22 protein-coding genes and 1 pseudogene are annotated in these 24,350 nt (G+C 68.9%); 17 read left to right on the forward strand and 6 right to left on the reverse strand.

Annotation, left to right across the window (positions count from 1 at the left end; all coding sequences use genetic code 11):
* Positions 1-17: 17 nt before the first annotated feature.
* Positions 18-1,220 (reverse strand): sensor histidine kinase, encoded by a 1,203-nt coding sequence (locus FDZ84_RS11340; RefSeq protein ID WP_210435516.1) that lies wholly within the window; start codon positions 1,218-1,220, stop codon positions 18-20.
* Positions 1,221-1,432: 212 nt separating this feature from the next.
* On the opposite strand from FDZ84_RS11340, the gene FDZ84_RS11345 reads away from it, so the two are divergent.
* From FDZ84_RS11345 to FDZ84_RS11355, 3 genes are all read left to right on the forward strand, one after another.
* Positions 1,433-2,983, forward strand: coding sequence for a dynamin family protein (locus FDZ84_RS11345; RefSeq protein ID WP_168585859.1), 1,551 nt, complete (start codon positions 1,433-1,435; stop codon positions 2,981-2,983).
* Positions 2,983-3,447 carry a nucleotide exchange factor GrpE gene (gene grpE, locus FDZ84_RS11350; RefSeq protein ID WP_210435517.1) on the forward strand — a complete coding sequence of 155 codons (465 nt, stop codon included), beginning with the start codon at positions 2,983-2,985 and terminating at the stop codon, positions 3,445-3,447. The genes FDZ84_RS11345 and grpE overlap by 1 nt, the downstream gene beginning before the upstream one ends.
* A gap of 85 nt (positions 3,448-3,532) precedes the next feature.
* The gene (locus FDZ84_RS11355; RefSeq protein WP_168585860.1) at positions 3,533-5,392 is read left to right on the forward strand and encodes a dynamin family protein; all 1,860 of its coding nucleotides are present in this window, start codon (positions 3,533-3,535) and stop codon (positions 5,390-5,392) included.
* Between the two features lie 192 nt (positions 5,393-5,584).
* Here the strand turns inward: FDZ84_RS11355 and FDZ84_RS11360 are convergent, their stop codons facing one another.
* On the reverse strand, positions 5,585-5,875 hold the full coding sequence (locus tag FDZ84_RS11360; RefSeq protein ID WP_246868939.1) for a hypothetical protein: 291 nt from the start codon (positions 5,873-5,875) through the stop codon (positions 5,585-5,587).
* 280 nt (positions 5,876-6,155) lie between these two features.
* On the opposite strand from FDZ84_RS11360, the gene FDZ84_RS11365 reads away from it, so the two are divergent.
* The 10 genes from FDZ84_RS11365 (at position 6,156) to FDZ84_RS11410 (ending at position 14,524) form a co-directional block, all read left to right on the forward strand.
* Entirely contained in the window at positions 6,156-6,998 is an 843-nt protein-coding gene (locus tag FDZ84_RS11365) for a helix-turn-helix transcriptional regulator (RefSeq protein WP_168585861.1), read from the forward strand.
* Positions 6,995-7,234: a DUF397 domain-containing protein gene (locus FDZ84_RS11370; RefSeq protein ID WP_168585862.1), complete on the forward strand. Its 240-nt coding sequence runs from the start codon at positions 6,995-6,997 to the stop codon at positions 7,232-7,234. Before FDZ84_RS11365 ends, FDZ84_RS11370 begins: the two co-directional genes overlap by 4 nt.
* 135 nt (positions 7,235-7,369) lie before the next feature.
* Positions 7,370-7,579 (forward strand): hypothetical protein, encoded by a 210-nt coding sequence (locus tag FDZ84_RS11375; RefSeq protein WP_168585863.1) that lies wholly within the window; start codon positions 7,370-7,372, stop codon positions 7,577-7,579.
* Between the two features lie 28 nt (positions 7,580-7,607).
* Positions 7,608-7,781, forward strand: a complete 174-nt coding sequence (locus FDZ84_RS11380; RefSeq protein WP_210435518.1) for a hypothetical protein — start codon at positions 7,608-7,610, stop codon at positions 7,779-7,781.
* A gap of 320 nt (positions 7,782-8,101) precedes the next feature.
* A complete protein-coding gene (locus FDZ84_RS37730; RefSeq protein WP_210435519.1) occupies positions 8,102-8,926 on the forward strand; it encodes a hypothetical protein in 825 nt (274 codons plus the stop codon).
* A 19-nt stretch (positions 8,927-8,945) separates the two neighbouring features.
* Positions 8,946-9,761, forward strand: coding sequence for an ESX secretion-associated protein EspG (locus tag FDZ84_RS11390; RefSeq protein WP_168585864.1), 816 nt, complete (start codon positions 8,946-8,948; stop codon positions 9,759-9,761).
* A 184-nt stretch (positions 9,762-9,945) separates the two neighbouring features.
* A complete protein-coding gene (locus FDZ84_RS11395; protein ID WP_168585865.1) occupies positions 9,946-10,782 on the forward strand; it encodes a trypsin-like peptidase domain-containing protein in 837 nt (278 codons plus the stop codon).
* A 334-nt stretch (positions 10,783-11,116) separates the two neighbouring features.
* Complete coding sequence (locus tag FDZ84_RS11400; protein ID WP_168585866.1) at positions 11,117-11,857, forward strand: DUF6802 family protein; 741 nt, start codon at positions 11,117-11,119, stop codon at positions 11,855-11,857.
* A 406-nt stretch (positions 11,858-12,263) separates the two neighbouring features.
* Complete coding sequence (locus FDZ84_RS11405) at positions 12,264-14,078, forward strand: phosphoenolpyruvate carboxykinase (GTP) (protein WP_168585867.1); 1,815 nt, start codon at positions 12,264-12,266, stop codon at positions 14,076-14,078.
* A gap of 281 nt (positions 14,079-14,359) precedes the next feature.
* Positions 14,360-14,524 carry a hypothetical protein gene (locus FDZ84_RS11410; protein ID WP_168585868.1) on the forward strand — a complete coding sequence of 55 codons (165 nt, stop codon included), beginning with the start codon at positions 14,360-14,362 and terminating at the stop codon, positions 14,522-14,524.
* 122 nt (positions 14,525-14,646) lie between these two features.
* Here the strand turns inward: FDZ84_RS11410 and FDZ84_RS11415 are convergent, their stop codons facing one another.
* Entirely contained in the window at positions 14,647-15,237 is a 591-nt protein-coding gene (locus FDZ84_RS11415) for an ATP-binding protein (RefSeq protein WP_168585869.1), read from the reverse strand.
* A gap of 101 nt (positions 15,238-15,338) precedes the next feature.
* Positions 15,339-16,130: pseudogene (locus FDZ84_RS11420) on the reverse strand (ATP-binding cassette domain-containing protein); the annotation flags it as partial.
* A gap of 62 nt (positions 16,131-16,192) precedes the next feature.
* On the opposite strand from FDZ84_RS11420, the gene FDZ84_RS38785 reads away from it, so the two are divergent.
* The 4 genes from FDZ84_RS38785 to FDZ84_RS11435 all read left to right on the forward strand — a co-directional run bounded on the left by FDZ84_RS38785 (position 16,193) and on the right by FDZ84_RS11435 (position 18,714).
* Complete coding sequence (locus tag FDZ84_RS38785; protein WP_246868941.1) at positions 16,193-16,321, forward strand: ABC transporter permease subunit; 129 nt, start codon at positions 16,193-16,195, stop codon at positions 16,319-16,321.
* Positions 16,318-16,443 carry a hypothetical protein gene (locus FDZ84_RS39975; RefSeq protein ID WP_256413679.1) on the forward strand — a complete coding sequence of 42 codons (126 nt, stop codon included), beginning with the start codon at positions 16,318-16,320 and terminating at the stop codon, positions 16,441-16,443. Before FDZ84_RS38785 ends, FDZ84_RS39975 begins: the two co-directional genes overlap by 4 nt.
* A 329-nt stretch (positions 16,444-16,772) precedes the next feature.
* A complete protein-coding gene (locus FDZ84_RS11430) occupies positions 16,773-17,375 on the forward strand; it encodes a response regulator transcription factor (protein WP_168585871.1) in 603 nt (200 codons plus the stop codon).
* Positions 17,376-17,496: 121 nt separating this feature from the next.
* Positions 17,497-18,714 (forward strand): ROK family transcriptional regulator, encoded by a 1,218-nt coding sequence (locus tag FDZ84_RS11435; protein WP_168585872.1) that lies wholly within the window; start codon positions 17,497-17,499, stop codon positions 18,712-18,714.
* 27 nt (positions 18,715-18,741) lie between these two features.
* On the opposite strand, the gene FDZ84_RS11440 is transcribed toward FDZ84_RS11435, so the two are convergent.
* On the reverse strand, positions 18,742-23,598 hold the full coding sequence (locus tag FDZ84_RS11440; RefSeq protein ID WP_210435520.1) for a DUF6531 domain-containing protein: 4,857 nt from the start codon (positions 23,596-23,598) through the stop codon (positions 18,742-18,744).
* 43 nt (positions 23,599-23,641) lie between these two features.
* On the reverse strand, positions 23,642-24,235 hold the full coding sequence (locus FDZ84_RS11445) for a YbaB/EbfC family nucleoid-associated protein (protein WP_168585873.1): 594 nt from the start codon (positions 24,233-24,235) through the stop codon (positions 23,642-23,644).
* Positions 24,236-24,350 lie beyond the last annotated feature (115 nt).

The following is a 24,350-nucleotide window of genomic DNA, read 5'->3' on the forward strand; positions in this document are numbered from 1 at the left end:
ACTCGTGCGCGACCACGTCAGGAAGTCGCGCCAGGCTGGTCAAGCGGCAGAATCGTGTGCACCCGCCAGCCGCCGCCGGTTCGCGGACCGGCCGCGAGCGTGCCGCCGTAGACCGCGGCGCGCTCCCGCATGCCGATGAGCCCGTTGCCGCCCGTGGTCATCCCGGTCGGTTCCCGCCGCATCCCGTCGTCCACCACCTCGATCTCGATGCGCTGCCCGTCGTTGACGGCCCGGACCGAAGCCTTGGTGCCGGTGCCGCCGTGCTTGACCACGTTGGTCAGCGACTCCTGCACGATCCGGTACACGCTCAGCCCGATCCCAGTCGGCAGCCCGGTGAAGTCGCCGGTGAGCTCCATCGACACGGCGAGCCCGAGCCCGCGCACCCGGTCCGCCAGTTCGTTCAGGTCGGCCGCCGTGGGCTGCGGGATGCGGGCGGGGTCGTGCTCCGTGCCGTCGCGGAGCACGCCGAGCAGGCTGCGCAGTTCGCCGAGCGCCTCGCGACCGGTGCTGCCGATCGCCTGCAACGCCCGTTCGGCGAGGTCCGGGTTGCTGCGCAAGGCGTAACCGGCGCCGTCGGCCTGCGTCACCATCACGCTCACCGAATGCGCCAGCACGTCGTGGATCTCCCGGGCGATCCGGTTGCGCTCCTCCGCGACCGCGATGCGGGCCTGCTGGTCGCGCTCGAATTCCAGGTTGTGCAGCCGCCTTTCCACCTCCGCGTGGTACGCGCGGCGGGCCCCAACGAACTCGCCCAGCACCCAGCAGAAACCGACCAGCATGACGAAGAAGAGGACCTGGTCGAAGACCAGCGACGGTAGGTCCTCCGGCGCCTCGTCGCCGGTGAACCGCCGCAGCAGGAAGAAACCGCCGGTCAGCGCGGTGTAGATCGCCGCCTTCCGGCGCCCCACGTAGGCGACCAGGGTATAGATCATCATGCTCGGCACCACCGTCGTCGTGGTGACGTCCGGCCCCTGGTTGAGGACGGCCATGATCGCCAGGCCGAGCAGCGCGACGTACGCCGACCGCACCGGCCAGATGCGCCGCACCGACACCGGCACGGTCAACAGCAACCCGGCCAAGACGAACAGCACGGTCGGCATGCCGACCGCGAGATCGCCTTCGCCACCGAGCTCACCCAGGTGCAGGAGCAGCATGAAGGTGGCGATCCCGCTGTCGCCGACCGGCGGGTGCGCCCGCAACCAGAGGCTCAGTTTCCGCACCAAGCGAGGTTATGCGGCAGACGGGTGAGCCGACGTCATCCCACGGGCTCGAATCGCATCAGCCCCTGGTCGCATCCGTCCTGGCCCGGGCTACCCCTCGGGGCCGCAGCGGCGGGTGCGGCGGGTGGTGATCGCGTGACTCGGCGCGACCAATCAGATCTGCGTGGCAGGATGTAGCGCGCAGCGACTCGCACACCCAGGAAAGGTCGGCGTTGAGTACGGCAACCGAGCAGCAGCACTGGCCCGGCCCGCTATCGGCGGCGGTCGCCCGGCTGTGCACCGGGTTGCGGCCGCAGGTTTCCGAGCGGACCGCGGCCGGCTTCGCCGAGGTGCTGCGCAGGCTGTCCGCGCCGCTGCAGGTGGCCGTCGCGGGGCGGATCAAGTCCGGCAAGTCCACACTGGTCAACGCGCTGATCGGGCGCCGGGTAGCGCCCACCGACGTCGGCGAATGCACCCGGCTGGTCACCCGCTTCCAGTACGGCACGGTGGACCGCGTCGAGGTCATCTTCCACGACGGCAAGAAGCAGGCCGTGCCGTTCGACGCCGACGGCGGCATCCCCGCCGACCTGGGCGTGAACATCGACGAGGTCTCGCACCTGGAGGCCTACCTGACCAACGCGGTGCTGCGCGAACTGACCGTGATCGACACCCCCGGGCTCGGCTCGCTGGACGCCGCATCCGTGGCGCGCACCGAAGAGCTGCTGGGCACCCGCAAGGAAGAAGAAGGCGAGGAGGACTCCGAGCTGGACCCGGTGTCGCGCAACGCGGTCGCCGGGGCCGAAGCCGTCCTCTACGTGGTGACGCAGGGCGTCCGCGCCGACGACGAGCTGGCGCTGGCCGCGTTCACCGCCGCCACCGCCAGCCGGGAAGCAGGGCCGGTCAACGCGATCGCGGTGCTGAACAAGGCCGACACAATCGAGCCGAGCTCCGTCGAGGACTCCGACGGCGAGGTGTGGAAGGCCGCCTCGCTGCTCGCCGGGAAGCAGGCGCAGCTGCTCAAGCCCAAGGTCGCCGACGTGCTGCCGGTGATCGGCCTGCTCGCGGAGACCGCCGAATCCGGCGGGTTCACCGCCGCCGACGCGGAGGCGCTGCGCGGCCTGGCCCAGCTGGACGAGGCGACCCGCGAAACCCTGCTGATGTCTGCGGACCTGTTCACCAGCTGGGAATGCGACGTGCCCGCCGGCACCCGCAGCCGGCTGCTGGAGCGGATGGACCTCTACGGGATCCGGTGCGCGCTGGCTGCGATCGACGCCGAACCTGAGATCACCGCGGGCGCGCTGCGGCGGCGGCTGCTGGACTCCTCCGGGCTGGCTTCGGTGCTGAACCGGCTGGACTCGGTGTTCCGGGCGCGGGCCGACGGCATCAAGGCCGCTGCGGCGCTTGCCTCGGTGACCGCGCTCGCGCACGCCGCCGGCGATCAGGGCGAGCGGCAGCGGGTGCACGACGCGATCGAGGTGCTGCTGGCCAAGCCGGAGGCGCATCAGCTGCGGGTGCTGGAGGCATTGACGCTGGTCGCGGCGGGGGCGGTGGCGATGCCGGCGGACCTGGCCGAAGAAGTGATGCGGGTCGGCAGCAGCAACGACGCCGGCGAGCAGCTCGGCCTGCCGGGGCGGCACCGCAACGAGCTGGCCGACTACGCACTGGAGCGGGCGAACTGGTGGCGCTCGTTCTCGTCGTTCGGCGCCACGCCCGCGCAGAGCCGCATCGCGCACGTGGTGCACCGGGCGTACTTCCTGATCTGGCAGCAGCTGCGGTCCGGGTGATGGCGGTGCGGGGCTGGCGACGCAAGAGTTCACCCGAAAGTGGAACCGGTGGCGTGCCAGGGGCGTCCGATCCGGGTGAGGGCACGGCCGTTGCCCCGGACGTCGACGCAGGGTTGGGGACCGACATGACCGCCGTGACCAGCGATATCGGCATAGACCCGCTCGAGAAGGCGCTGGCCGAACGAGCAACGCTGATCCAGCTGTGCATGTACGCGATGGACCGGGCCCGCAGCGCGGGAGTGGTGGAGCGGCTCTCCGAGGGCCTGCGCGGGATCGGCGTCTCGGCGCTCCGCCCGGACGGTACCCGTTTCGACCCGGCGCACCACGAGGCGGGCGGCACGACGCCGACCGACGATCCGGAGCTGGACGGGTTGATCGCCGAGACCGAGGTGCTCGGCTTCGCCGACCGGGACCGCGTGCTGCGCGCCCCGGTGGTGACCGTCTACCAGCTCCGGGCGCAGTGATCCGCCTTCCGGTGATCATCGCGGTACGGGACAATTCCCGAGTTCGAGCGCGGTCCAGGCAGGTATCGAGAGGAGCGGGGCGGACATGACGCCGACTGCACCGGGCGTCGCGGTCGCCGCGACCCTGCCGCAGCAGGTCAAGCAGGCCAGGGAGAAGCTGCACGCGGTGCTGCGGGAAGCCGACCCGAGCGCCGCCGAGTGGGTCGAGCAGGTCCGGCGCGGCCGCCCGAAGACGCCCAGCGTCGTGGTGGTCGGGGAGACCAACCGAGGCAAGAGCTCACTGGTCAACGCCCTGCTCGGGCATCCCGGTCTGTCCCCTGTGGACGCCGATGTGGCCACCGCCACGTACCTGCAGTTCACGCACGGCGAGCAGTGGGCGGCGCACGCCTGCTACCCCGGCCAGCAGGAGCCGGTGCCGTTCGATCTGGTGCAGCTGCCGAGCTGGGCGGGCGCCGGCCGCGACCTGCCCGAGGGGCAGCTGCCGCCGCGCTACGTGCAGATCACCGCGCCGATCGAGACGCTGGCCCGGGTGACCGTGGTCGACACCCCCGGCGTCGGCGGGCTGGACGCCCTGCACGGCGAGCTGGCGATGGAGGCGGCAGCGTCGGCGACGGCGCTGCTGTTCGTCGTCGACGCGTCGGCCCCGTTCACCCGGGGCGAGCTGGAGTTCCTGCAGAAGGTCGCCGAGCGCGTCGAGACCGTGGTGTTCGCGCTGGCCAAGACCGACCAGCACCGCGGCTGGCGGCAGGTCCTGGAAGCCGACCGGAAGCTACTGGTGGAGCACGCGCCGCGGTTCGCCGACGTGCCGATCTTCCCGGTGTCCGCGCGGATGCAGGAACTCGCCGCGAAGGCACCCAGCGAGCGGGCCGCGGAAATGCTGCGCGAGAAGTCCGGCATCACCGAGCTGCGCACCGAGCTGGAACGACTGATCGGCGGCCGGTCCGCGATGCTAGGCGAGGCCAACACGATGCGCGCGCTGTCCACTGTGCTCGGTGAGCTGGCCGCGCGGTTGCAGGCGGAGAAGCGCGCGCTGACCGTCGGCGAGGACGAGGCGGAGTCGCTGCGCGCGCGGCGCGACGAGCTGACCACCGCGCGGCGCTCGTCGACCCGCGGCTGGCAGGTCAAGCTGCGCGGCGAGATCCAGCGCACCCGCGTCGAGACCAGCCACGAGGTGACCCGCCAGGTGCGGGAGGGGCAGAACTGGTTCCGGCGAGCGATCGACGGCGCCGACCGCAACCAGCTCGCCGAGCTGCCGCGGCAGGTCGACGTGGCGTTGCAGATGGCGTCGAGCCGGGTCGCGGCCATGCTGTCCGCGCGGCTGGCCACGGTCGCCGAGCAGTCGTTGAAGGAGCTGTTCTCCGCCGAGGAGCTCGACGTGATCCGCTCGCAGTTCGCGCGCGGGTTGCAGGCGCCGATCGCGTTGCGCCCACCGGACAAGCGCCCACCGACCGCCGAGGACAAGCTCCTGGTGTTCATGGGCGTCTCCGGCGGGCTCGGCGTCGGCCGCGCGGCGGCGATGCCGTTGGCGGGCTTGGGGATCGCGGCGTTGAACCCGGTGGTGCTGCCGGTGACGATCGTGCTCGGCCTCGGGGCGGGCTGGTGGATGGCGCGGACCCGCAAGCACGCGGCCGACAAGCAGCACCTGAAGCAGTGGCTGACCGAGGCCATCGCGGATGCCCGCTCGGCGCTGGACCAGCTGGTCGCGGAGCAGCTGATCGAGGCGGAGCAGCAGCTGTCGCTGGCCCTCGACGACGCCCTGACCAGGCGAATCGAGGCGATCGAGGGGGAGCTGCGGGAGGTGGACAAGGCCCTGAAGATGGACGCCGCGGAACGCAGCCGCCAACTCCAGACGGTCAACCGCCGCCTCACCGAAGCGACCACCGGACGGGAGCGCGCGGAGAACCTCCTCGCCAGCATCCGCAACCTCCGCGACACGGCGGCCTGATCCGAACGAACCCGCCGGGTCTGAAGCTGGATTGCCGGGGTGCCGGTGACCGGGCGCGTGGGGAGGGGGCGTTCGCGCCCGGTCACCGGGGAAGGGCCGATGCGGCGGAGGTCGGGGAGGACACCGCACCGGCCCGGCTGGGTGAGGTCAGGTCTCGTGAGTGGTTGTTCCGGTAAGAACCGGAAGGATCACTCACGAGCGTTCAGGCACGCAGGTGGTGCCGCCCGGTGGGCTCGTCGGGATCTGTGGTGGGAATCCCGGTGGTATGGGGGGATGTTTTTGTTCCACCCGGTGTTCTTCGGCCTTGGCGCGGGTTTCGGCTTCGATGTCGGCTATGAGGTGCCAGACCGTGTAGGCGCCTTCGCCGCCTCCGGCGTGCTGGCCGGTCGAGAACGCGATGGTTCTCGCGGGCAACTGGGTGGCGAGCATGGCGAGGATCAGCAGGTTGAACAGGACGAACGTGCTGAGCTGAATCCAGAACATCGGTGGTTCTCCTTCGGTTGGGCGAGGGGTGTCAATTTCGCGAGAAATTGACGTTCACCCGGGTGACGGTCAATTTCTCGCGAAATTGCGCCCTCCCCGGGTGATCACAGGCGGGTGGTGAGGGTGCGCCAGCAACGCATGCAGGTGTCCTCCCGAAACGAGTCCACTTCGGACCGATCGTGCAGGACGTTGAGGCAAGTTTGCCCGAGATCGGGCAAACTGATCGACTACACGAAAGAGCGAGGTCAAACGGGTGGTCGGTCGCTCGTAAGCTGTGCCCATGTCGGACACCCCACGAGCACACGCTCTGGCGAAGGAACTTCGAGCCGCCCGCAGCGCGGCGGGCTTGACCGCGCGGGAGCTTGCTCGCGTGCTGGGCTGGTCCGAAGCAAAGATCAGCCGGATCGAGACTGCGCGGCGCGGAATCCTGGTGCAGAACGTCGAAGCGATCCTCGACGTCCTCGGCATGAAAGGCGGAGATCGCGAACGCCTGCTGAAGATGGCGCGCGACATCCGCGAACCGGCATGGTGGGAACTCGGGCGGGATCTGCCCAGCCAGTTGACCGGGCTTATCGACGCGGAGCAACGGGCTACCCGGATCACCCACGTGGCGCTCAACATGGTCCCAGGACTTCTGCAGACGCGGCCCTACACACGGCAGATCATGGAAGCTGGCGGACTTCCGGCAGATGACCTGGAAGAATACGTTGCGATTCGCCAAGCCCGGCAAGGGATTCTGAGCAAGCGAGACCCAATCACCCTGAATTCGTTCATCGATGAGACGGCACTGCTGCGACCAGTTGGCGGCCCGCGAGTGATGGCCGATCAGCTCCGCCAGGTCGTCGCCGCGAGTGAAGAGCCGAACGTGACGATCCGGATCCTCCCGCTCGAACTCGGTGCGCACGCAGGTCTCAGCGGCACCTTCGTGATCTACGAGTTCGTCAAGTCTCGCCCCGTCGTCTACATGGAAGGGCGCAGCTCAGGTGCATTCGTTGACGAGCCGGAAGATGTGAAACTGTTCTGGGACGCACTGGAGCACCTGTCAAATCAGGCCTCGGATTCGGCCGCTTCACGCGAGATACTCGAACGGCACATGAAGAGGTACGAAAGCGAGGCGCGATGACCACCGAGTTATGCGGCTGGCGGAAGTCCAGCTACAGCGGCGTTCAAGGCGACTGCGTCGAAGTTGGCTGGTCGAAGTCCTCATACAGCGGCGCAGAAGGTGACTGCATTGAGGTGGCCTTGGCGCCGCAGGTCGTCGGGGTTCGGGATACGAAGGACCGGGATGGGGCTGCGCTGATGTTCCCCCGGCGGCAATGGGTGGCGTTCGTCTCGGGGTTGCGGGCTCGCCGCTGGTGAATTGGGCCATCCGGGCGTTTCGCGGAGACGTTTCACGTATGTTGTCCGGGCCGGGACCTGGCTCTTGTACTCTCTGCGTTCGTGATCACGCCACCGTGTAATCAGCGGTGATCGCGAACGTGGAGGGGAGCTGCGTTGACCACGGGGATGGAAGGCTTAGCCGCCGGAGCGAGCGCACTGGCCGGACAGGCGGACGGGCTGCGCGCAGCGGTCGACAACGGCCAGCTCGTCATGGACCCAGAGGCGGCCGAGGCGGTTGCGCAGGTTTACAAGGAGAAGGCCGATGCCGTTCGCAAGGCAAGGTCAGACTCCGAGCGCCTGATCCTGCGGCAAGGAAGCGCCTAAGCAAGTCGGATCGCGGCAGGGCATCAAGATGATCAGCGCTGGCTCGGTTGGGCAGGGCATCTGCAGCCAGGTCATCGAGGCTGGCAGCGGCTCGGTTTCAGTTCAGGTCACCTACAGCGCCGACAAGATCCAGAGCGACGACGCCACCTGCGCGAAGGCGATGGAGATCGCGCAGGTTGTTGAGCCGGAGTTGCCGAAATAAGACTGGTCGAGGGGGACGGTATGGGGAACTGGTTCACCGATGGGGTTAGGGAGTTAGGGGGCTCCGCCTCCGACCTCTGGGCCGGTGTGACCGGTGGCGAGACGCGGGCTCAGGAGCAGCAGCGGATGCGCCAGCAGATTGCTTTCGTGCTGGCCGATCGACGCCGGGTCGCAAGCCCTTGCAGGACTGGGGCCAGCAGTTCGGCGACTCCGTGCGTGGGACCGGCCTGAAGATCCAGGAAGCTGGGGTCGCCGCCGGGCAAATTAAGGCACAGCTGCAGCCGCCCGAGCACTACAACGGCACCCGCACACATCGCGACCGTGCTCAGCCCCGCTGGCGGGATCATGGACGCCGGGGCGCAGATGCGGGAGCGGGCCGAGGCCGACAAGCAGGCTCGGCAGATCGTGCAGAACGTCTACACCCCCGGCTACACCGCCGTGGACTCCAGCACCCCGACGTTCCCGCCGCCGGTCGACCCACTGAATCCTCCGCCACCGCCCGACCAGGGCCGCGACACGCAGAGCATTTCCAGCAACACCCCGACCAGCACCGGCCGAACCGGCACGAGAACCGGCAGCACGCCGAACATCCCGAGCGAACCGGATCCGTCCAGTGTGGACCCGCGTGGCATCGGTGACGGTTATCGCCCGCTCGCGCAAAGCGGCTTCCAGTGGGCGAATCCGCCCACTCCAATGACGCCGGGCCCCGGCCTGGCGCCCACTCCGCCCGGCGCCCAACCGCCCGGCGGCGGCTTCATCGGCGCCATGCCGCCCGGCGGTGGCGGCGCGGGCGGCCCCGGCCTGGGCGGTCGCGGTGCCGGTGGCATGGGTGCAGGCGGCTGCGGAGCAGCAGGTTTGGGCGCTGGTGGCCGGCCGGGTGCCGGCGGTCCCGGCATGGGCGCGGGTGGCCGGGCCGGTGCCGGCGGACTCGGTGCCGCAGCGGGCGCCGGCTCGGGTGCCGGCTCGGGTGCCGCCGGTGCCGCCGGTGGTCGCGGTGCGGCCGGTGGCGGAGCGGGCGCGGGTGCCGGTCAGCGCGGCAAGGGCAGCGAGGACCAGGAGCACGAGCGGCCGAGCTGGCTGGAAGAACAAGACGACATCTGGCTCGACGACATGCCGAGGACGGCACCGCCCGTCTTCGGCGAATAACACCAACCGGGGGTAACACGTGTCCGAGCGATGGCTGCTGCCACCGCTGTGGTTCGACTTGTGCTGGGAAATCGGGAGATTCGACGAATACCCGTTCCCCATCGCGGTGCGCTCGCACGGCGCGACGCTCGAAGAGCGCGCCGTGCTCCGCCAGCGGGCGCTGCCCGAGCTGCAAGCCGCCGGCCTGCTTGCCGGTGACGGTCTCGCCCCGCGCTTGGCTCAGTCGCTCGCCCAGCTCGCCAAGCCGGGCCTGTGGATCGAAGGGCTCTGGATGCCTGACGGCACCAACCAATCTCCGACCCGGCTGCTGGCAGTGGCCACCGAGGAAGGCGCGGTGCTACTCGTCCAGGACCCGGGCGAATCCGAACAGCACGGGGGTGACCTGCGGATCTCCGTGCATCCGCGGACCTCGGTCGGCGCCGCGGCAGTCCAGGGCATGCCGCCGTCCCCGCCCGGGAAACGCCCGCGCCTGGCGGTTCCGGTCGCCGATCTCACACCGCGCGACAACGCCGACGAAAGCTTCGAAAGCCTCGGCATGATGCAGTCCGCCGGCCCGAAGCGAGCCGCCCCGGCGGCCACGACGCTGCGCGCGATGACCGAGGAAAGCCACTTCCGCGACGGCCAGTTCACCGCGAACCTCCGCGACCGGCTGGGCCGCACGCACCGCTCCCAAGTGCTGAAGTGGTTCGACGCCTTCGAACCGGACGGCCGCTACGGCCTGACCCAACAACACCGCCAAGGCCTCGGCCCAGAACTCGTCCTCGCCCCACTAGGACCAGCAGAACTCGGCGCGGCCCTGGAAAACCGGATCGCCGAAATCCGCACCGCCGGCTGAACACCACCCGGGTGCCCGGTGTGAAACGAAACCGCTGGGGCGGTTGGTCTGCCTGGGGCTTCGGCCGGTCCTGATCGGCATCGCCGCAGGTCGCGGGGTGTGGTATCAGGTAGCGGTCAGGGCGCGTTGATACCGGGTTTCGCGGCGCTCGGGCCTTCCGCAGCACCGGGAGGAGGCCGTGCTCATGAGGACTCGTTTCGGGCTGGTGGTCTCGTTGGTCGGCGTCGCCGCGCTGGCGGCTGCCGGACTTGCCACCGGGGCTGCCGCGGCAGGACATTCCTGGGCCGCGGCATCCAGCGCGGCCGTGCATCCCGGGGTGCAGACCGTGACCAACTCCGCGCAGTGCACCGCCAATTTCGTGTTCCAGGGCGGGTCGAAGGTGTACATCGGGCAGGCCGCGCACTGCGCCGCGAAGGGCGATGCCACCCAGACCAACGGCTGCACCTCGGAGTCGCTGCCCATCGGCACCCAGGTCCAGGTCAGCGGGGCGAGCAAGCCCGGGGTGCTCGCCTACAGCTCATGGGTGAGCATGCAGGCGATCAAGGAGAAGGATGCCAACGCCTGCGCCTACAACGATCTCGCGCTGGTCGAACTCGATCCGGCCGACGTCGGGAAGGTCAACCCGAGCATGCCGGTCTGGGGTGGCCCCAACGGCCTGAACACCTCGGGACTGCAGCAGGGCGACGTGGTCGTGACCTACGGCAATTCGAAGCTGCGGGCCGAAACCAGCGAGCTGAACGCCAAGCAGGGCACGTCCCTGGGCGACAGCGGCGGCGGTTGGAGCCACACCATCCGCACCTCCACGCCGGGCATCCCGGGCGATTCCGGCAGTGCCGTCCTGGATGCCACGGGCCGGGCGGTGGGCGTTCTGTCCACTTTGAATATCACGACCAACATCGGGACCAACAACGCCGGCGACCTCTCCCGCGAACTGGGCTACCTGCACGCCCACTCGTCGTTGCGGAACGTCTCCCTGGTGACGGGCACGCAGGACTTCCGCGGCACCACGGCCATGCCGTGACGCTCGACCTGCTCGCGATCCCGGCATCCGACGAAGACGCCAACGGCCGGCAGCCCAGCAGGACCGCGCTGCTGCGCGGGTGCGGGCAAAGCGGGTGCGGGCAAAGCGGGTGCGGGCAAAGCTGGTGCGGGCAAAGCGGGGTCAGGGACCGTGAACGGTTGTGGGCGCTATGGCACCCGAAACCGCTCACGGGCACTGCGCTGCACCGATCCAACGCCCTCTGGGGTCTTGCGATCGCGATGTGGAAAAGATCAGGCCCTTCATCCCCGGAACCCTTGGCCTCTACCCTGCGTCCTAGGCGTTGCAGATGATCGGCGGCTGAGAGGTTGCGGACGTGTACATCGAGGAGCAAGGCGCGGGAGACGGCGACATCAAGGTCACCGTCGAGGGCGAGGAGTACACCGCCGAGGCCAACTACGACTTCGATGGCGACGGCATCGACGACACCGTCGCGGTGATGACCGACGACGGCTTCGTCGCCTACATCGACGACGACGCCGACGGTCAGGCCGACGTGATGCAGACGATCAACGCCGACGGCGAGGTGGTCGGGCAGGCCCGCTACGACGCCGGCACCGGCCACTGGACCGGCGAGGCCCCGCAGCAGCACCCCGGCGGCGCCGACCCGCAGGACCAGGAGCATGGCCGGTCGATGGTCATCGACACGCCGCAGGGCGACATGCAGGTCGGCCCGGCCACCGAGGACACCAACCAGGACGGGATCGCCGACACCGCGGTCGTGGAGACCGAAACCGGCGGCACCATGCTGGTCACCGACGTCGACGGCGACGGATCGGCCGACCAGGTGGTGGAGATCAGCCAGACCGGCGATGTGACGATCTCGCACCACACCGGCGACGGCCAGTGGACCGTGGTCGAGCACGGCAAGATTAGCGACGAGGGGCAGTACGCCCCGAACCCCGCGACCGGCGCGACCGACGACGCGGCCTGGACCTTCGATGAAACCGCCCAGCCGCACGCGGCCACCGTCGACACCGGGGCGCACGGCGACCAGCAGGGCCAGCGCGGTGGGGCCGCGGCCGGCAAAGCGGACTCCGACGACGCCTGGGTCTGACCTCTAGACCGCAAATCTTTTCCCCGCCCGATGCGCCTGCTCCAGGCCGTCGGGCGGGGTTTTCTTCGCCCGCAGCGCCGAACAACCGCCATTCGGGCGACGCCCGCGCGTAACCCGCCGTTCGCGCAACCGTCCGGTTCGCCGGAAATTCTGGGACGCAGCGATCCCCAGGCGGCGAGATTTTCGTCCGGACCACTTCCAAGATCGCTTCTGAATCGATTCCCTTATCGTTCTTGTGAGAGAACGAACAACGCTGATCTCCATTCAGCGGCCATTCCGCCGTTAGCCTCGGTGCATCCCTTTTTCACTTCGCCCGGTCTTCGGGGCGGGCGAAGCTTTCCCTGCAAAGGCCGACGACCCCGTCGGCAAATCCGGGCTGTGGCGCCCAGTCAGGAGACACGACGCGATGACCGCATTGACCATCCCAGGTCTCGACCAGGCACCGACCACGCACGAGCGCCTGTTGTCGTGGGTGCGCGAGGTCGCCGAGCTGACCACCCCCGACCAGGTGGTGTGGTGCGACGGTTCGCAGCAGGAATGGCAGCGGATGACCGACCGCCTCGTCGAGGCCGGCACCTTCACCCGCCTGGAGAAGAAGCCGAACTCGTTCTACGCGGCTTCGGACCCCTCGGACGTGGCGCGCGTCGAGGAGCGGACCTTCATCTGCTCCGTCGAGGAGAAAGACGCCGGGGTCACCAACAACTGGATGGACCCCAACGAGATGAAGGCGACCATGACGGAGCTCTACCGGGGCTGCATGCGTGGTCGCACGATGTACGTGATCCCGTTCTGCATGGGACCGCTGGACGCCGAGCCGCCGAAACTGGGCGTCGAGATCACCGACTCCGAGTACGTCGTGGTGTCGATGCACATCATGACCCGGATGGGCGCGAAGGTCCTGGAGCGGCTGGGCACCGAGGGCGACTTCGTACCCGCGCTGCACTCGGTAGGCGCGCCGCTGGAGCCGGAGCAGCAGGACGTGCCGTGGCCGTGCAACGACATCAAGTACATCACCCACTTCCCCGAGGAGCGGATGATCTGGAGCTTCGGCTCCGGCTACGGCGGCAACGCGCTGCTGGGCAAGAAGTGCTACTCGCTGCGGATCGCCTCGGCGATGGCCCGCGACGAGGGCTGGCTGGCCGAGCACATGCTGATCCTGAAGCTGATCTCGCCGGAGGAGAAGGTCTACTACGTCGCGGCCGCGTTCCCGTCGGCCTGCGGCAAGACCAACCTCGCGATGCTGCAGCCCACCATCCCGGGCTGGCGGGTCGAGACCCTCGGTGACGACATCGCGTGGATGCGATTCGGCGAGGACGGCCGGCTCTACGCGGTGAACCCGGAGGCCGGGTTCTTCGGCGTCGCGCCGGGCACCAACTGGAAGACCAACCCGAACGCGATGCGCACCATCGAGCAGGGCAACTCGCTGTTCACCAACGTGGCCCTCACCGACGACGCCGACGTCTGGTGGGAGGACATGGAGGGCGAGCCGCAGCACCTCACCGACTGGAAGGGCCGCGACTGGACCCCGGACAACGGGGAGAACGCCGCGCACCCGAACTCGCGGTACTGCACGCCGATGTCGCAGTGCCCGATCCTGGCGCCGGAGTGGGACGACCCGAAGGGCGTGCCGATCTCGGCGATCCTCTTCGGCGGTCGCCGCAAGACGACCGTTCCGCTGGTGAACGAGGCCTTCGACTGGCAGCACGGCGTGTTCATGGGCGCCACCCTCTCGTCGGAGAAGACCGCTGCGGCGGCCGGCAAGGTCGGCGACGTGCGGCGCGACCCGATGGCGATGCTGCCGTTCATCGGCTACAACGTCGGCGACTACTTCCAGCACTGGGTGAACGTCGGCAAGTCCGCCGACGCCACCAAGCTGCCGCGGATCTTCTACGTGAACTGGTTCCGCCGCGGTGAGGACAAGCGCTTCCTGTGGCCCGGCTTCGGGGAGAACTCGCGCGTGCTCAAGTGGATCGTGGACCGGCTGGAGGGCAACGCGGCCGCCGCCGACACCGCGATCGGGCGGGTGCCGACGGCCGACGAGCTGGACCTGAGCGGGCTGGACACGCCGAAGGCCGACGTCGACGAGGCGCTGAACGTCGACGTCGAGGAGTGGAAGGCGGAGCTGCCGCTCATCGAGGAGTGGTTCGGCACCATCGGCGACTCGTTGCCGAGCTCCATGCACGATGAGCTGGAGGCCTTGAAACAGCGTCTCGGTCACTGACCGAGCGACCCCGGACGGGTGGACTTGCCGAAGCGACGTGGGAAGCTTCGAGTCCGCCCGTCCGGCGCGGAGCTCCGCCAACCTGTGCGCATTCGTGCGGCGTTTCCCCAAGAGAGCTGAAGTTCTTTCGGGGAAACGCCGTTTTCGTTTTCGGGCCCTGGTGGATCTACGCAGCTCGGGGGAGCAGATCCGGGGTTCCAAACGATCAGCAACCCGGCGGACACTGGCAGCGTCCCAGTGATTACCGCCGAAAACGGCGCGCCGATACTAGGGGGTGTGTCATGGCTGATCTGGCCATGTTGGCGTTGTCCCTGATCGCGGTCGCTGCGGTGTTCGTTTCGCTGCGCAGGGAGGACCACGAGGTCGACGAGCAGTCGGAAGCCGGTGAGACCGACCGTATTCACCGGGACACGATTCCGATCCGGAGGAGGCCACAACTGCGATGACTGCAAGGCGTCTCCAAAGGCCCGCGGGGGCGGTAGCGCGTCCAGCGGCGGCGATTTCGCGCGAGATCGCCGCCGCCCTGGCACGAGACCATTGAAATCGAACCTCCGATTTCGGTCGTCGGTCACGTCGCGCGGAGCTCTTCGTCGATTTCCGGCTGGCGCGGGAGGACCGCGTGCACGCGGTAGCCACCGTCATCGGTGCGGCCGGTGTGGAGCTTGCCGCCGGTCAGGGCGACCCGTTCGCGCATGCCGATCAGGCCGAACCCGGAGCTCGGCAGCGCGACGGCGGGCGCGCGAGGGCTGCGCCGGTTCGTCACGGTCAAGGTGAGGTCGTCCCCGTCCTCGCTCACCGTGACCTGCACCGCAGCGTGCGGGGCGTGTTTGGCGGCGTTGGTGAGGGCTTCCTGCACCACGCGGTACGCGGTGCGCCCCACGACGGGCGGCACGTCCGGAACGGGATCGGGCATGGTGAGCCGGACGTTCGCCAGCCAGGACGCCGCGAGCACCACAGCTTCGGTGACGATCGCGGCCACCGCGACCGTGATCATCTTCGCGAGCAGCACGCTCGCCCGGGGGCGCACTGTGAGCAAGGTCGTGGTGATCGTGCCGTACCGGTACTCCGTTCCGAAGGCGTTGACCCCCAGCGCCGCGATGAACGCGCCGAAGACCCAGGCGACCGAGAGCACCTTGTCGAACGCCTCTCCGCGATTCACAGTGGTGGTTGCGTCCAGCGCAGATCTCGCGTTTCGGGGTTTCTTGTGGCTGGTTTGCGTCACGGTCCCCTGAGGTGCGGTTGAGTGGAAGCCTGGGCTACTCATGCTGCTTCTCCCCGGTAAGTCGTGGCGTTTGCGGTGGCGTGCAGGAACGCGTCTTCGAGACTGCTGCGGCGGGTGTGCAGCTCCCGGATCGGCACGTTCGCGCGCCGGGCAGCCGCGCTGACCGCGTCCGCGTCGGCGCTGTCGACGACGAGCGCGTCGGCTTCCTCGTGCAGCATCCGCAAACCCGCCTGGTGCAGCCACTCCCGGAACCGCTCGGCCTGCGTGGTGCGGACGACCACATGGGTGCGGGTGTGCGCGTCGATGAAGTTCCGCACCGGTTCGGCCGCGATCAACCTGCCCTCGCCAATGACCACGAGATCGTCGGCGAGCTGCGCCATCTCGGACAGCAAGTGCGAGGAAACGAATACGGTCCGGCCCTCGTCGGCCAGGCCGCGCAGCAGCCGGCGTATCCAGCGCACGCCCTCGGGGTCGAGCCCGTTGGTCGGCTCGTCGAGGATCACGTACTCCGGGTCGCCGAGCAGCGCCGCGGCGATGCCGAGGCGCTGCTGCATTCCGAGGCTGAACCCGCCGACCCGGCGGGAACGCACCTCGTCGAGCCCGACCGCGGACAGCACCTCCCGGACGCGCTGCTCGGGAATCCCGGCCCCGGACGCGATCACCCGCAGGTGCTGCTGCGCCGACCGGCCCGGGTGGACGGCCCGTGCGTCGAGCAGCACACCCACGGTGCGCACCGGATTCGGCAGCTCCTGGTAGGTCCGGCCGCCGAACGTGACGCTGCCTTCGCCACGGTCGAGCCCGAGCATGAGCCGCATCGTCGTCGACTTGCCCGCGCCGTTGGGTTGGCACCACCCTGTTCCTGGCCGCGACCTCGTTGCCGATCGCGATCTGGATGACCAAGAACTTCATGGACGGTGTCCCGATCAGCCTCGAAGAGGCGGCGTGGGTGGACGGCGCGTCGGCGATGCAGGCGCTGCGCTCGGTCGTGCTGCCGCTGATCGTGCCCGGCATGGCAGTGTGATCGCCTACGGCCAGCTGGCGGCGTACTCGAGCCTCTACACGGCCGCGGTGACCGCCCTGTACCTGATCGCCGGCCGAACTCTCGGCGGCGCCTTCAACCTGGCGGGAGCCATCAAGCATTGATCCGTTGTCCGGAATTTCCGTTGAGACGCTCGATGTTTCCCGAAGCCGTGGTTGCAACCGGCCACGACAAGCCCGTTGGAATCGCGCTCCTCCAGTTGGCCTACAGCACCCGCGATGGGGCGCCCCACGCTGCACTTGGAGAATCTCTACGATCTCGGAAGCCGCTCGTAACAACGGCGTTTGGGCCGGCGCTCTTCCGGCACTTGGCGTCGGAGGCCATCGAGCGGAGGTGCGGTCGTTTCGAGTGGTGGCTGCAGGGTCCCGCCCGTGCGGCGGCCGGTCTACCGTTGTCCCGGTGGATTTCCCCTATCTGCGGACGGTGGTGACCGGTGAGCGTCAAAGTGGCCCTGTTCGACGATGAAGATCTGGTGCGCAGCGGGATCCGGATGATCCTCGAGTCGGACCCGGGCATCGAGGTCGTGGCCGAGGCCGAAGACGGTTCGAACGTCGTGGATCTCGTCTCCCGGTACCGCCCGCACGTCGTGCTCACCGACATCCAGATGCCGGGCGTCGGCGGCCTGGAAGTCACCAAGCGCGTTACCACTCTCCCCGATCCGCCTGCCGTGGCCGTGCTAACCACGTTCGACGTGGACGAGTACGTGCACGAGGCGTTGCAGAGCGGCGCGGCCGGGTTCCTGCTCAAGGACACCCGGCCGCACGAACTGGTCGCCGCGGTGCACACCCTCGCAGGTGGCACCGCCGCGCACGCCGCGAAGTCCAAAGTGGACCAGCTGACCGCCCGGGAACGTGAGGTGGCGGTGGCGGTTGCCCGGGGTTCGAGCAATGCGGAAATCGCGGCCGGCCTAGAACATCGAGTCGATCAGCTCCAGCCGCACGAACATGCTGTACACCGGCACCATCACCGCACGTCGAGCACCGACTGCTGGATCTGCTCGGACACCTTCGGGTACTCCGGCAGCGCGGGCCGGTAGTGCGTGGTGCCCAGCCGGCGGTGGTTGCGCCCGACCTGAGATCCGGATCACACTCTGGGCAAGATAATTCCATTCGATGGAACAAGTCAACGATCTTGCCGTCCCCGGGTGAGGAGCGCCGATGGCGAAAGCGTCCTGGCAGGGCACGAATCTGCCGCGGGTGGGTGGATTCAACCGCGCGGTGGTGCTCGACGCGATCCGCCAGCAAGGTGAAGTCAGCCGCGTCGAACTAGCGCAGCGCACCGGGCTGACCGCGCAGACGATGTCCAACATCGTGCGCGCGCTGATCGACGACGGGCTGGTCACCGAGAACGGGCACGCGCCTTCCACGGGCGGCAAACGCCGGGTGCTGCTGAAGGTGGTGCCGGACGCGTACTCGGCGGTGGGCCTGCACCTCGATCCGGAACGGATCACCGGTGTCCTGCTGGACATGGCCGGCGGGGTGCGGATGCGCAGCCGCCGCCGCGTGCCCGCCGACGCCTCGCCCGCGGCGGTCGGGGCCGCACTGGCCCGCACCTTCCACCAGCTGGTGCGACGTTCCGGCATCGCCGACGGCCGGGTGCTCGGCGTCGGGCTCGCGGTGCCCGGCCCGCTGGACGCGGCGAACCGCCGGGTCCTGGCGCCACCGAACCTGGCCGGCTGGGCGGAGGTTCCGCTGGCCGACATCGTCGAGGAGCGGGCCGGGCAGCCGGTGGTGATGGACAACGACGCGACGGCGGCGGCGATCGGCGAGCGATGGGCCGGGCGGGCGGACCGCGCTGGGTCGTTCGTGTACGTCTACCTGGGTTCCGGGGTGGGCGTCGGCGTGGTGCTGGACGATCAGGTGCATCGCGGGATCAGCAACAACGCCGGCGAGATCGGCCACGTGCACAGCGGCGGCGGGCGCGAATGCCATTGCGGCAGAAGAGGATGCCTGGAGGCGTACTGCTCGATGCGCGCGATCGTCGCCGACTGGCGGGCTGCGAGCCGGGCGGAGCCCGACGGGGAACCGGCCGCGGCGGCGTACGAGCGGCTGTGCCGACTGGCGGCGGAGGGCGATGCCACGGCCGGTCGGGTGCTGCGCGTGGCGGCGACCCGGTTGGGCCAGGCGTTGGCGTCGGTGGTGAGCGTGTTGGACGTCGACCGCGTGGTGCTCGGCGGACCCGCGCTGCGGCACGTGGCGGAGCTGGTGCGGGCGCGGGTGGCGAAGGTCGTCGAGGCGCAGGTGTGGGCGCCGGAGGTGCGCCCGGTGCGGGTGGAGACTGCGCTGATCGGCGAAGACGCCGGAGCGGTAGGCGCGGCGTCGCTGGTGCTCGACCACGCCTACTCGCCCCGCCTGGCCACGCTCCTCGGCTCCTGATCGGCCCCCGGGCTCAGCAGCGGACGACTAGAACTTCTTGAACATGTCACCGTACTGGTCGTCCCAAACCGACTGCTTTTTGGTGCCCGGGTAGCAGTGGTAGGCCACGTCGTTGGAACCGCCGCTGAAGTCGCCCGACACCTGGTAGCGGACACCATCGACGCTCTGCGCCGGATTGGCGCCCTCGTAGATCGATCCGTCCGGGCGCCTGAAGCCGTCGTGGCTGATTTTCTCAAGATTCTTGTACGCCGCGTCGTCCTTCTTCGCGGCTTCCTGGTAGCGGTCGTTCGCAGCCTTGTACTCGGCGTAGGACTTCTCGCCCGACCGGAGGTCGTGCCAGGCCTGATCCCGCTCCCGCTTCGCCTCGAAGCGAGCGTCGGCGGTGCCCCCGTCCTTGTAAGCCTCCAACTTCTCCTGGCGTTTGAGGTCCGCGATCTCCGCGGCGTTCTTGCCGAAGTAGTCCTTGTGCGCCTGATCGCCGATGTTCTCCGGGAACTTGTTGGCACCCGCGGACTTGACGTCCTTGTTGTCCATCCCGGTGATGTTCGTGGTCTGGTGCTTGTTCTGGTGGGCTTCGACCTCGACGTTGTATTTCTTGCCGTTCACGTCGTACGTCCCCACGGGCTTCTGCTTGAGCGCCTTAGGCTCCGGCTGGTCCGTGTTGCTGCCGCCCTGGTTCGAAGGGCCTTGCCCGTTGTTCCCGGTCTCCGGCGTGTTCGGTGCCCCGTGCTTGCGCCCGGTCTTGTCCTTCGACCCCGCGGTGGCGTCCTGCCCCTGCTGGCCCTGCGTGTTCTTCCCGCCGCCCTTCTTAGGCTTCGGCATCAGCCCCAGCGGGTCCTTGGCGCTGTGCGGGTTGCTGACGTAGGCGACGGGGTTCGGGGCCGGGGCGAGTCCCAGCGGGTCCTGGCTGAGGTAACGACCGGTGGCCGGGTTGTAGTAGCGGTAGACGTTGTAGTTCAGACCGGTTTCGAGGTCGGCGTACTGGCCGGGGAACCGCAGCGGCGTGCCGGCGGCGGTCGGCTGCGCGGGCAGTTCCCTGCCCCACAGGCTGTTTCGGCCGTGCCAGGTGAGCATTCCGCTGGGATCGACCAGATCGGTCGTCGTCCCCACCGGGTCGGTGATGACCGAGTGGAACCGCTCCGGCGCACCCGCGCCGCGCTCGAGCTGGGCGACGGGTGCGTCATCGTCCGGATGATGCGCCCAGGTCGTCACCGTGCGGCGGCCGTTGGCATCGGTGTGCACCTGCTCGATCAGCGTCCCGCCGTCCCAGGTGAAGTCGGTCTGCTCGGCCACCGCGGACATGTCGGGAGTGAGTCGCTGCTTGGCGATCCGCCGGCCGACCGGGTCGTACCGGTACCGCCAGACGACGCCCTCCGGGGTCGTCACAGCGACCAGCCGGTCGTAGGAATCCCACGCATAACGCCAATTCCGGCCAGCGTTGTCGGCGCGGACGACCAGCCTGCCCTGCGCGTCGTGCTGGAAGGCGACCGCCCCGGCGGCGATCAGCCTGTTGCCCGCATAGCGCCGTGGACCGGTCTCAGCATCGTTGAGGCCGTTCGACGCGACGACGTTCCCCGAACCGTCGTACCGGTAGCTCTCCCGCCGGTCCGGTGCAATGACTTCGACCACCCGGCCGGACGGGTCGATCTGGTAGCGAATGCTCCCGGAGAGCCCGTCGTCGGTACCGATCAGCTTGCCGTCGGGTCGGTAGCGGAACCGTCGCCGCAGCACGTGCTGGCCCGAGCGTCCCGCAACCACCTGCGAGGTGAGCCGCTGCTCGCCGTCGTACGACTGCACCAGGGTCACCGCGCCGTCGACCGAACGGTTGATCTGCTGACCGGCGGCGTCGTAGCCGAAGTTCAGCGAATGCCCGGCGAAGGACAGGCCGGTCGGCCGGCCCGCGGCGTCGTAGTTCCAGGAACTGGTCACCCCGGACGGCGTCTGCCGCCGGATCACGCCATGTTGGCTGTCGTAGTCGAACGTGACCGACCGGCCGTTGATGGTCTCCGCGGTGATCCGCCCCTGGTCGTCCCGCTCGAACTCGACGACGGCGTCGTCGTTGGTCGCCCGGATCAGGTGGCCGACGGGTGAAAAGGCGTACTTGGTGACGCCCGAGGGAGCCCGCCACTCGATCAGGTTGCCGAGCGCGTCGTAGACGTATTCGGTCTCCTCGCCCACACCGTTGACCGAGCGCACGAGCTGTCCCGCCAGGTCGTAGACGTAGCGCAGCACCCGGCCGTCGAAATCGTGTTCCTCGATCACCCGGCCCGCGAGGTCGTAGACGTAGCGCCAGGTCTGGCCCTGCGGATTCGTGACGGAGGTCAGCCTCCGCTCGGTGTCGTAGGTTCGCGTGGTGCGTGCCCCGGTCTGGTCGACGCTGGCCAGCTCGACCTCGAACGGGCCGTACTCGGTGGCGGTCACTCCGCCCATCTCGTCGGTCTGCGCGATCTGGTTGCCCTCGGGGTCGTAGCCCCATTGCACCCTGTTGCCCAGCGAGTCGACGCGCCAGGAACGACGGCCTTCCACGGTCCAGCCGAGCTGGATCCGCCCGCCAGCCGGCGTCGTCGTCTCCCGGGGGCGTCCGAACAGGTCCAGCAGCCGGGGGTCGGGCTCGTTGAGTTCCGGTTCGGCGGTCTCGGCACGTCCAGATCGGATGCTTTCGACGCTGAGTTGCGGTGCTACGCCCACCTTTCCGCTGAACGGGTCCAGCGCCTCGTCGTCGTAGGCACGGGTCCAGGCGCGTTCATCACCCTTCACCTCGATCGATTCGACGGTGCCGTCGTCGGCGAGGTACAGCTGGACGGTGCTTCCGTCCGGGCGCGCGATCCACCTCGGCTTGCCCAGGCTGTCGTACTGGTAGTACGTGGTCCGGCCCAGCGGATCGGTCCGGTAGAGCAACCGGTCGTAGCGATCCCACGTCGACAGCGTGGTGTTGCCGAGCGCATCGGACTCCCGCACGAGCTGCTTCGCGTCATTGAACTCGAACTCTTTGATACCGCCCAGGGAATCGGTGTACCGGGTGATCGACCCGTCGTAAGCGAAGGTGGAGTCGAAGAAGCCCTTGTCGCCCACCGTCCGGACGCAGCGGCCGTGCTCGTCGTAGATGTAGCGGAACCAGAACCCGTTGCGGTCCTGCCACTCCGTCAGCCTGCCCGCGCTGTCGTACTGGAACAACAGCGCCTTGCCCGAGGAGTTGACCACCTCGCTCAGGCGTCCCCGGTCGTCATAGCCGTACCGCATCACCAGCACGTTGAGATCGTTTTCGCGGTCGACCACGCGAACGGCCGTGACCCGTTCCCGGGCGCTGTCGATCTCCACCCGGTACCCGTCGGAATGCCGAATCGCCTTGGGCGGCCCGAACCGGTGGTGCTCGATGTCGATCCGGCGACCGCCGGCGTCCTCGACCGCCAGCAACGGCAGGACCCGGTCGCGCTCGCCCAGCGGACCGAAGTGCAGGATCTCCTCCTGCTGCGGCTTTTCCAGGCTGTAACCGCCGCCGTCCCGCACGCTCAACGGCCACCGCGGTCCTTCGATCGGCAGCACCTCGGAATCCGCTGGCGGCAGTGGGTAGACCAGGATCATGCCGTCCGGGGAGAAGTAGCAGACGTTCTCCGAGTCGACCTCCAACCGCTGGTCCAGCGTCGAGGTCCACGACGGACCGAACCACCGCCCCGCGCGGTACGACGAGATGTACATCCGCTTCAGCACCAGGCTCAGCGGGCCTTGGATTTCCAGGTCGATCTCGGTCATCACCACGTGACCGGTGGCCAGGTCGACCGGTTCGGAGCCGCCGGTGCAGATGTCCTCCCCCGGAATCGAACGGTCCCTGGGATTGCCCGGCTTGTTGCCGGAGCCGTTCGGTTTGCTGTTCGACGGCGTCGTCGGGGAGCTGCCGCCATCGGGATCGCTCGGCTTCGTCGGCGTATCGGGCGCGCCGCTGCCCGGTCCGGCGCCGGATGGCTTGGTCGGCGCCGGACCGCCCTCGGGCGTGGGCTTCGACGTCGAACCGTCGTCGGACGACGGCTTGGTCGAGGCCGGACCGTTGTCCGGGGATGACCTCGTCCTCGGACCGTCGGCGGACGACGGCTTGGTCGGGGCCGGGCTATTCGGGCCTTCGGCCTTCCCGTCATTGGACTTGATCTTGTTCAGGGCCTTCTTGGCGTCGCCGAAGGAGGTGCCGAGCTTCTTCAGCAACGGCGACAGCGCCTTCATCGCCTTGATCAGTTTGGTGGTGATATCGGCGATCTTGGCCACGGTCTTCGCCACCGCCGCGACCACCTGCGGCACCACCCAGGCCATCGCGATGCCCAGCGTGGCCAGGACCTGCAGCGCCCAGGAGATCAGGCGGCCGACGAGTTCGGCGATGATGTCGCGGACGAGGGTTCGAACCGTCGCGACGACCTCGCCCGCGGTGCTGATCCCGCCCGAGGCGCCTTCGGCCGCTTTCTGGGCGGCTTCGATGAGCTTCGCCGTGTCCTCGCTGCGCGCCCGGTAAGCATCCGCGGCCTCGCCGGTCCAACCGGCGGTGTCGCTGTTGACCAGGTTGGCCATCTCGATGTTGATCTCGCCCAGTTCGGTGGCGATGTTCTGCCAGGTTTCCGAGTGGGCCTTGATCTCATCGGCGTCGCCGGTCAGGGCGTCAAGCGCGTCGGACAACGGGCCGATGTGCTCCATGAGCCAGCCGACCCCGGCGGCGAGGATCGAGCCGAAGGGGTCCATCGCCATGCTGACCGCGTCCATCGCTGTGCCCGCCACGCCGAGCACACCGGAAGCCCAGTCACCGCTCTCGATGGCCTGCTTCGTGTCGTTCACCGACTCCAGGATCGGCACACCGCTGAACGCCTGCGTCGAGTCCTGTCGCTCAGCGACCAACGGATTCGTCACTGCATCACTCCGGGGTTGGAAGAACGGGCAAGGTCAGGTGACGTCAGTCCCGCAGCGGGTCGAAGTCGGGGCCGAAGTCGTCGTCCTCGTCTTCGAAGCGGGGCCGCTTCGGCGGTGCCGCAGGCGGCGTCGGCCCGGCAGCCGGGGGCGCGGGCGGCGGCTTCGGGGTTTCCTCGTCGGCCGGAAGTTGCCACTTCGACGGGGTTTCCGGCTGCTCTGGCTCCTGGTCCTCGGGCTGCTCGGGGAACCGCTCGCGCAGGTTGTCTAACATCATCGAGCGCGTCTGCGGGTCCTCGTCCCCGAGATGCGCGGACATCGTCTCGCCGACCCGGCTCGCGATGTCGGACTGCGCGCGGTGCATCGTGGACAGGATTTGCGCGGCGAGCTCGGACGGCGCCATCGTGCGGACCTTGTCGGTGAACTCCAGGTCCGTGACGCTCCCGTCGGCGCGGACCGTCACCTTGATGCGGCCGTCCGGGCTGGCCGCGGTCAGCCGCAACTGCTCGGTCTCCGCCTGCATTTCCTGGTAGCGCCGGGCCTTGTCGGCAAAACCCTGCGCCCACTCCTGGATCCGCTGCTCGGCATCGTCGGGGTCGGCCCCGATCGCAGCGAACCCACCCCGGCTCTCGCCCGGCATCGCACAACCTCCAAAAAGCTTCTACTCCGCGATCTGCCTGCTGCCCTGGAACGGCGCCGAAGGCACCTCACCAAGGCTTAACCCCATGGGTTCCGCTGCCTGACGCTGCACGGGC

Origin of the sequence: Saccharopolyspora sp. ASAGF58 (assembly GCF_012277335.1) — a bacterium.
GTDB classification, from domain to species: Bacteria; Actinomycetota; Actinomycetes; order Mycobacteriales; family Pseudonocardiaceae; genus Saccharopolyspora; species Saccharopolyspora hattusasensis.